Source organism: Bacillus cereus group sp. BfR-BA-01311 (assembly GCF_022664295.1).
In the GTDB taxonomy this organism is placed as follows: Bacteria; Bacillota; Bacilli; order Bacillales; family Bacillaceae_G; genus Bacillus_A; species Bacillus_A cereus.
The window spans coordinates 1-8622 of sequence record NZ_JAKUHC010000031.1 but is presented as its reverse complement, the minus strand read 5'-3'; the positions used below and the strand labels follow the sequence as shown (position 1 = coordinate 8622).

Below are 8622 nucleotides of genomic sequence, written 5' to 3'. Positions count from 1 at the left end.
AAGTTAGTTTGTCTAGCATCTAAAATAAAAATTGACGTTTCACGTTGTTTGTTTCGTTCAGTTTTCAAAGAACTACTTGGTCGCTCATTTGCGACTTCCTTATGTTAACATTTTCATCTTTCAATGTCAACTAAGTTTTTCATTTCGTTCGTCGCTTTCGACGTTATTGTCATCGGCGACTTGTTCTATATTACACCTCTATACTCTAATCGTCAATACCTTTTATCCTTTTTATTTTATAAATTATGAAGGGTATTTTTATACTTCTTCCCTAAAGATTAATAAACTAGCACAGTCCCTTTCATAATCGACAGTTTATACTTTCTAAAGAATGAATATCAAGCCAAACAAATATATATTAAAAGTAGCTTTTTTATTTAGACTTCTCTCTAGAAATTATAAATACACCATACATTTACTAAAAATCTAATTAACCTTAGGAGGCGTTATGAAATGCATGTTAATAAGAAAATCATTTATGTATCCCATGATGCCCATTTCCACGGAGCACAGCTGCTTTCTTTACATACTATTAAAGCTCTCAAAGAAAACTTTCATTACTCCGTCGCAATTATTTCTATTGGAACGGGCATTTTAATCCACGACTTTCAAAAGTATGGTCCTGTTTATTGCCTAGAGGAAGACTACCCAACGAACGAAAAGATCGAATCATTAATAAAAAAGTTATTAACACAAGACTATACCATCGCCATATGTAGTACCGTCATAAGTGGTGACATAGTTGCATTACTAGCTAAACATAATATAAAAGTTATTTCATTAATACATGAATTGCCGCATTTAATACAACAGTACTCTGCTGAGGGAAAAGCGAGAAAAATTGCCGAGTCTGCTCACAAAATTGTCTTCCCTTCACAATACGTGTATGAAAAGTTCCGTACAATCACCCAATTAGATCATCAAAAGTGCCACATCCTCCCTCAAGGTTTGTTTAACCACAATCCTTATAAGAACAATATTGCAAAAGCGAGAAACGAATTACGAAAAAAACACAACCTGCCTCTAGATAGCAAAATCATTTTGGGGGTAGGCTTCGCTGATCATCGAAAAGGGATAGATTTATTCTCACTTATTGCTTACTCAGTAAGAAAGATTCATAAAAATATTCATTTTATCTGGGTTGGGAAAACAGATGTTCATTTTTTAAACACGCTATCACCAAGATATACAGCACATTTTACATTAGTGGATCCTACTCCAGATATCGGTTTATATAACGCTGGGGCTGATTTATATTTATTAACTTCAAGAGAAGATCCTTTCCCAAACGTGGTTTTAGAAGCATTAGATACAAAACTCCCTGTTATAGGGTTTAAAAACGCTGGAGGTTTTGAAGATGTTGTTACGGAACAAACTGGCGCATTAGTAGACTATTTAAACTTACCGATGATGCTGGAAAAAATATACGAATTTATCGGGGATGAAGATTTACGATTACAAAAAGGGACCTTTGGCCAAGAACTTATTGAAAAAAATTTCAACTTTCTTCATTACATTTATCAATTATTAAACTTGCTTGAGCATAATTATAAAAAAATAAGCGTCATTGTACCGAACTATAATTACGAAAAATACTTATCCGAACGAGTTAAATCAATATTAAATCAAACCTATCCCCTTTACGAACTAATTTTCCTAGACGATGCCTCTACTGACAATAGCGTATCTATATTTGAAAAGCTGCTCTCAAACGAAAATAAACATCACCTGAAAATTCAGCAGATTATTAATGATAAAAACTCTGGTTCTGTATTTAAACAATGGATAAAAGGTGTCACTGCAGCAACCGGTGATTATATTTGGATTGCTGAGGCCGATGACTTATGTGATCAGACATTTTTAGAAGAAGTAATACAAGGTTTTCATATAGATAGTGATGTTGCCTTAAGCTACACACAATCAAAACAAATAGATGAACAAGGAAATATATTGGCCAATCATTATTTAGATTACACAAATGATATTGATAAAGAAAAATGGCAGAGTTCTTATGTGCGAAAAGGGATAGATGAAATACAAGATACGTTACTTATCAAAAACACCATACCTAATGTCTCAAGTGTAGTTTTTAAAAACATAGATATAAAAACAACAGCAAAACAATTGGAACAGTTTAAAATAGCCGGTGATTGGTTTTTCTATGTTTCTATCCTTAAAGAGGGGAACATTTATTTCAATCCAAAACCTCTAAACTATCATAGACGACATACAAATAGTGTAACGAGAGCAGAAGATTCATATTCCCATTACAGTGAAGTTGTACAAATGCAGAATTTCATTAAAGAAACCTTTACTATCGACGACATTTCAAAAAAGAAAATGTACGCATATCGAAAGTATCTTAAAGCATATTTGAAGGTTTAATTATATATTTTCTTTATCATCAGTATCTCTTGTAAGACATTACTATTATTTAAGGAGGGTTACTCTTTGAAAGAATTTATAGAGGCAAATAAAGATTTGATTTCTCAAATTGCACAGAACTACAATGTAAATGCAAGTATCCATCCGGAGGATCATATCTTTCAATTCCTAGTCACGAATCCAGTCTTTCCGTCTAAAAAAGAAGCAATAGATTATTATTTTAAAGATGGAAGAAAATCAGCAGAAACACTCTTAGATTTAATGACTTCCTTTTATCCTCCTGTAGACACTCCAATAAAATTATTAGAATTCGCATCCGGATATGGCTGCGTAACACGCCATTTATTAAACTTACAAACGAACTTACATATAACTACCTGTGATATACATGAAGAGGCTATTAGTTTTATTGAACGCACACTAAATATTTCATCTATCTTATCTCACCCTGAGCCTGAACAAGTAAAATTATCGTCTACGTATGATATCGTTTTTTGTCTATCCTTTTTTTCTCATATGCCTGATACAACTTGGTTTCGTTGGCTGCAAACATTGTATAACGCTGTTTCACCTGGTGGTTTATTCATTTTCACAACCCATGGCTATCAAAGCAAAAAATACTTCGGGTTTCCAGATTTAAATAAACAGGGTTATTGGTTTCTTCCCTCTAGTGAACAACTGGATTTAGATGTGCATCAATACGGGCAAACGATCGTTAGTCCCTCTTACGTATGTGACAAAATTAAATTATTACCTTATAATCCTATCATCAAAAAATACACTGAAGGTTTTTGGTGGGAACATCAAGATCTTTGGGTAATACAAAAAGAAATAAAATAATAAACCATGCTCTACTTATACAGAAGTAGGGCATGGTTTATTATTTTTTACTATATAAGAACTCTTCAATCCATAGCTTATTTAATCTAATTCCACTTTTGAAATCCACTTTCGGTTCCCAATTACATTCTCGTCTTACCCTATCTATATTTAAAATGATTTTTTGAACATTTTCTTGCTTTTGTTTATAGCAGATAAAGTCCACTTTTCTTTCTGTTAATTTTTCCAATTCTACTATAATTCGTTTTAAAGAGAGACCCTTGCCGCTGCCTATGTTATACACACAAGATTTCAAGCGATTTAATTGTGATAGTTGTATAGTGATTTCCACTAAATCATCGATATAAATATAATCTCGAATAATCTCTTGTGGATCCCCATATATATTAATCTTTTCATTACTGAGATGCTGATACAAAAAACAGTTTATTGCTCCAACTTTCTTTAACGGGTTTTGATATTTTCCATATGGATTAGAATATCTACATACAACATAGTCCATTCCATACTTTTTCTTATAAAAGTACAAATAATTTTCAAGCGACACTTTTGTTATTCCATAAGGAGATAGTGGTTTTAATGGATGTTTCTCATCAATAGGTAAATATTCTGGTTCACCATAAACTGTGCCTCCAGAGGATGCTAATACAATTTTTTTAATAGGGAAACGTTTAACAGTTTCCATAAAATTAAGAAAAAAAAAGCTACTGTTCCTATCTCCAAAAACATCTTCAATTGAAGTTGTTACATTAGACGTTGCAGCTAAATAAATAATAATATCCACATTTACTAAAGCCTTATATATATCTTCAACATTTGCTAAATCACCTTTAATAAATTCAACATCACTTATAAGATTTTGAGGGAAATTATTTATATGCCTGGAAAATACTTTTACATTTTGACCTTGTTTCAATAAACCTAATGCGAGGTTAATACCAATGAAACTATTTCCACCTACTATTAAATAATTATTCTTCCCCATAATATCCTCTCTAATAATAAAATTTTTGCTTATCACACCTAGAAATACAAATAAATGAACTTGGACACTTTTATTACTTCTTTTCTTATAATTGTATGCCTCTTATACATTTTCATTATCTTTATTTTATATTTCCCTTTTACAATCGCTTTCTTATTTAAGACGAAAGCAAAATACACTCATAATATTTACTCATTCTCATGAATATATTGGATTAATAAAAAATTCTCTTCTATACCCTTAAAAAAGGAGTGTTAAACTCATGAAAAATATAAATCAAAAGTTTTTAGAGTACATCATTCTACATAAAGATCGAATTCCGCATTTCCATAAGGATTTTCCCCTTATATTATTTTGGAGTCATAGAAGCGGATGTACCGCATTAGCTAATTGGTTCTTCTTTCAAATTGGATTATTTCCTGAAGCAAAGAAATACAATGATTTTATTCATTACTATGAATTCTGGGTATATAAAAATAACCCCAATTATATACAAGCGGTACATAACGGTCTTCTAGAAGCAAAAAAACATGTTTGTAAACTCGTACGAAATCCCTATAAGAGGGCCGTTAGCTCATTTTTATTACTTGCTGACAATCCTTATGCTAGTCCTCAATGGAATAGTATCCGAAAGTGTTTTTATAATGACAAGCATAGTAAACAAGGAATATCATTCAAACAATTTTTATATTACGTTCAAGCACTTGGTTCCAATTCCCAAGTAATAGATATGCACTTTAGTCAACAATACGTCCAAGGTGAAGAAGCCTTTATCCAACGCTATATACCTTTAGAAGATTTTAATAAGCAAATTCCCAAAATAGAAAACGAATACGGTTTGATTAAATCTGACCTAACCAAACTTACAAGTTCAGGTCATCATCGCGCTCACAAGATGGTTTATACAGGAAGCTATGCAGAACTTAGCATTACAGATGAAGCCTTTCCCCGATTTCCAACATACGCAAGCTTTTATGACAAAGAAACAATGGATCTAGTTACAGAAATATATGCAAAGGACTTTGAAATGTATCCATACACGAAAGGGATATTTTAAACCCCTACGTTTTTCAATGAATAAAAGCAAATGTATCGCATAGCATAAAGTGAAACTTTAATTAGCGTTGGGTTCTCCCCGCTAATTATTCCCTTCTACCAATCTTACTTTTATGGTTTCCCTAATTTCTACCCACTCTCTTTAGTTTCACATGTGTCTGATACTATCCATAAAGTTAGGGCATTTACGGGCAGTTCATCTCCCACCTAACTTTTTTGCTCCAGCCGGATTTTGGGTTGAGAGCATTACTGCCATGAAAATACTGGGGGATATACATTGCATTTTATACAGGAGGGATGTCATGTGGAAGGTAATTTGAAGCACAATAATGGCTACTGCGTTATTTGTGAGAAGGAAGCTACATTTATAGAGCATAATGATTGGCTTAGAGATCACTATTTATGTTCTACATGCCACTCTATACCGAGGCAACGAGCTTTAGTTCATGTCTTAAATACATTTTTTCCAAAATGGGGTTCCTATCATATCCACGAGTCCTCACCAGGAGGGATTACAACTCAACTACTGATGAAAAACTGTAAAAACTATACATATTCTCAATACTTTAAAAACTATCCTCTCGGTCAATACTTTCAAGGAATTAGATGTGAGAATTTAGAAAACATGACTTTTCAAAATGAATCTTTTGATTTATTCATTACGCAAGATGTCTTTGAACACGTAATGGAGCCAGGGAAAGCCTTTAAAGAAATAGAACGTGTCTTAAAGCCTGATGGCGCTCATGTGTTTACCGTCCCTTGGTACCATACACTCCCAAAGACTTTACAAAGAGCAAGAAACAATAAAGAAGGAATTGAGTATATGGAAGAGCCAATTTATCATGGAAATCCTATTGATGAGAAGGGGGCTTTAGTAACATTTGATTGGGGCCAAGATATGATTGAATATATTTATACACATGCAAATATGTATACAATTGTTTATTTACAAAAGGATAGATCACTAGGATTAGATGCTGAATTTCTACATGTTTTTATTAGTAAAAAACATGAATATAATTTTTAGGCATTATATAATTTGGAGGTTAACAAATGAATAACTTTAAGTTAGGAAATGATTTTGATAACCTTGTTAGTCCTCTTTCTGACGTTGAACTTCTAAATCTATTTATACAAAGTTGCTCGCAAACAAAGATAAATGGCATCCCAGTACCTATGTTCCCCTCTGAAGAAATTCAACAACAGTTTGTAGGAGCTTCCTATGAACATGCTCTTTATGAAGCATATTTGTTTTATAGCCATGTAAAAACATATGCCCAAAATTTAGGTGTTCCCTTGAATAAAGAACGTAAAATTTTAGACTTTGGTTGCGGATGGGGAAGAATTATACGCTTTTTTTTCAAAGATGTTCGTGATGAAAATTTACTTGGTATTGATGTAGATCCCGCAATGATTAACATTTGCAATGAAACGTTAGGAAGAGGAATATATAAAACAGCCAATCCACAACCTCCTGTAGAATTTATTAGTGACAATTCATTAGACATCATATTCGCTTATTCTGTATTCTCACATTTATCCGAAGAAACTGCAGAACATTGGATAAAAGAATTTTCAAGAATTCTTCGTCCAGGTGGCATCTTCATAGCCACAACACAAGCGCGCTATTTTCTCGATTACTGTCAACAATTCAAGGAACACCCTGAATTCATTCAAACGGGTTGGCATAAAACTTTATCACAAGCTTTTCCAGATATAAATCGGGCCATCTCGGATTATGAAAGCGGTAATTTTGTCCACAGTCCTACAGGAGCGGGAGATGTTAGAAATAGTAGCTTCTACGGAGAAACGGTTATACCTAGAACTTATATTAAAAATCACTATGAGAAGTATTTAAAGCTACGGGACTTTTTTGATGACGCAAGCCGATTACCCCAAGCCCTATTTGTTCTCCAAAAAGATTAACTCTTTTCCTACATGGTAATGCGCATAATTTTATAATGAAAATCACTTTTCATCTCAGCCATATATTAAATCATACAAGATTCCTCTATCGAGCAAACTGTAAAAACGAATTCAATATGAAGCACAACAAAATAGTAAGTAAATAATCGATCTAGCGCTTTAAACTCGATTCAAAAAATCAAAAGTAACTTCCCCCCACTTTGAACTACAAAGAACATAAGGAGGATATACCTTGAAAATAATTGCTTTTTACTTACCGCAGTTTCATCAAATAAAAGAAAATGACAAATGGTGGGGAAAAGGTTTTACTGAATGGACAAATACTAAAAGTGCACGACCTTTATTTGCAGGACATTATCAACCTAGAGAACCTTATCAAGATTTTTATTATGACTTAACGGACCCATCCGTAAGAAAATGGCAAGCAAAAATTGCCAAAACACACGGCATATATGGTTTTTGTTATTACCATTACTGGTTTAAAGGGAAAAGACTATTGGAGACACCCTTTAATGAAGTACTTAAGACGGGCGAACCAGATTTTCCATTTTGCCTTTCTTGGGCAAATGAACCGTGGACAAAAACTTGGGATGGTCTTGATAGCCATATATTAATGCCTCAAAATTATGGAGAGTTATCGGATTGGAAAGAACACTTTGACTATTTATTACAAGCTTTCCAAGATGAAAGATATATTCGTATAGATGATAAACCACTATTCATTATTTATCGTCCTGGGCATATCCCTGACTGTGAGCAAATGCTTAATTACTGGGATACACTCGCACAAGAAAATGGTTTGAAAGGTATATACTTTGTAGAAACATTAAACAGCTTCCCACTTCCTAATATAAATGGGTTCGATGCTAGCATTCAATTCGAGCCTTTTTATACAATTGCTCATGATAGCTCTCCAGACATAAATAAGACAATATATGAGTCTGGTAAACAAATAAACGCTTGGGATTATGATAAAGTTTGGATGTATATACTAAAGCGATCTCCTCCAGAGAAAAAAACATTTCCCGGTGCCTTTGTTGACTGGGACAACACAGCACGTCGCAAAGACTTAAATAGCAGCATCTTCCTCGGTTCTACTCCTGAGAAGTTCACGATATATTTAAGTAAGCAAATCCATCGTACCTATTCTCTTTACAACAGCGAGTTTTTATTTATTAATGCGTGGAATGAATGGGCAGAAGGTACTTACTTAGAACCAGATAAAAAGCATGGATTCGCCTATTTAGAAGGAGTTAAACAGGCAATTAAGAGAGGTATGAAAGCATACAAAAAAGACGAGTCATTCTGACTCGTCTTAAAGTTGCTTGGCGACGTCCTACTCTCACAGGGACAAGGTCCCAACTACCATCGGCGCTAGAGAGCTTAACTTCCGTGTTCGGTATGGGAACGGGTGTGACCTCTCTGCCATC

Annotated in this window: 7 protein-coding genes and 1 rRNA gene; 6 read left to right on the top strand and 2 right to left on the bottom strand. The window is 33.5% G+C overall.

Annotation, left to right across the window (positions count from 1 at the left end; translation table 11 throughout):
- The first annotated feature begins 453 nt into the window (after nt 1-453).
- Together MR136_RS28175 and MR136_RS28170 are read left to right on the top strand one after the other, a co-directional pair.
- Complete coding sequence (locus MR136_RS28175) at nt 454-2385, top strand: glycosyltransferase (protein ID WP_242259708.1); 1932 nt, start codon at nt 454-456, stop codon at nt 2383-2385.
- A gap of 66 nt (nt 2386-2451) precedes the next feature.
- The gene (locus MR136_RS28170) at nt 2452-3225 is read left to right on the top strand and encodes a class I SAM-dependent methyltransferase (protein ID WP_000657497.1); all 774 of its coding nucleotides are present in this window, start codon (nt 2452-2454) and stop codon (nt 3223-3225) included.
- A 40-nt stretch (nt 3226-3265) separates the two neighbouring features.
- Here the strand turns inward: MR136_RS28170 and MR136_RS28165 are convergent, their stop codons facing one another.
- Nucleotides 3266-4210: an NAD-dependent epimerase/dehydratase family protein gene (locus MR136_RS28165; RefSeq protein ID WP_063535509.1), complete on the bottom strand. Its 945-nt coding sequence runs from the start codon at nt 4208-4210 to the stop codon at nt 3266-3268.
- A gap of 262 nt (nt 4211-4472) precedes the next feature.
- Between MR136_RS28165 and MR136_RS28160 the strand changes: the two genes are divergently transcribed.
- The 4 genes from MR136_RS28160 (at nt 4473) to MR136_RS28145 (ending at nt 8501) form a co-directional block, all read left to right on the top strand.
- The gene (locus MR136_RS28160; RefSeq protein ID WP_000790060.1) at nt 4473-5267 is read left to right on the top strand and encodes a sulfotransferase family 2 domain-containing protein; all 795 of its coding nucleotides are present in this window, start codon (nt 4473-4475) and stop codon (nt 5265-5267) included.
- Nucleotides 5268-5570: 303 nt separating this feature from the next.
- Complete coding sequence (locus MR136_RS28155) at nt 5571-6293, top strand: class I SAM-dependent methyltransferase (protein WP_017674346.1); 723 nt, start codon at nt 5571-5573, stop codon at nt 6291-6293.
- A 26-nt stretch (nt 6294-6319) separates the two neighbouring features.
- Entirely contained in the window at nt 6320-7192 is an 873-nt protein-coding gene (locus MR136_RS28150) for a class I SAM-dependent methyltransferase (protein ID WP_001058688.1), read from the top strand.
- A gap of 232 nt (nt 7193-7424) precedes the next feature.
- Nucleotides 7425-8501: a glycosyltransferase WbsX family protein gene (locus MR136_RS28145; RefSeq protein ID WP_000690964.1), complete on the top strand. Its 1077-nt coding sequence runs from the start codon at nt 7425-7427 to the stop codon at nt 8499-8501.
- Between the two features lie 14 nt (nt 8502-8515).
- On the opposite strand, the gene rrf is transcribed toward MR136_RS28145, so the two are convergent.
- Nucleotides 8516-8622: ribosomal RNA gene (rrf, locus tag MR136_RS28140) — 5S ribosomal RNA — on the bottom strand; the annotation flags it as partial.

Coding starts and splice junctions, on each gene's coding strand:
- MR136_RS28175 (WP_242259708.1), top strand. CDS start 454: ATGCATGTTAATAAGAAAATCATTTATGTATCCCATGATGCCCATTTC.
- MR136_RS28165 (WP_063535509.1), bottom strand. CDS start 4,210: ATGGGGAAGAATAATTATTTAATAGTAGGTGGAAATAGTTTCATTGGT.
- MR136_RS28160 (WP_000790060.1), top strand. CDS start 4,473: ATGAAAAATATAAATCAAAAGTTTTTAGAGTACATCATTCTACATAAA.
- MR136_RS28150 (WP_001058688.1), top strand. CDS start 6,320: ATGAATAACTTTAAGTTAGGAAATGATTTTGATAACCTTGTTAGTCCT.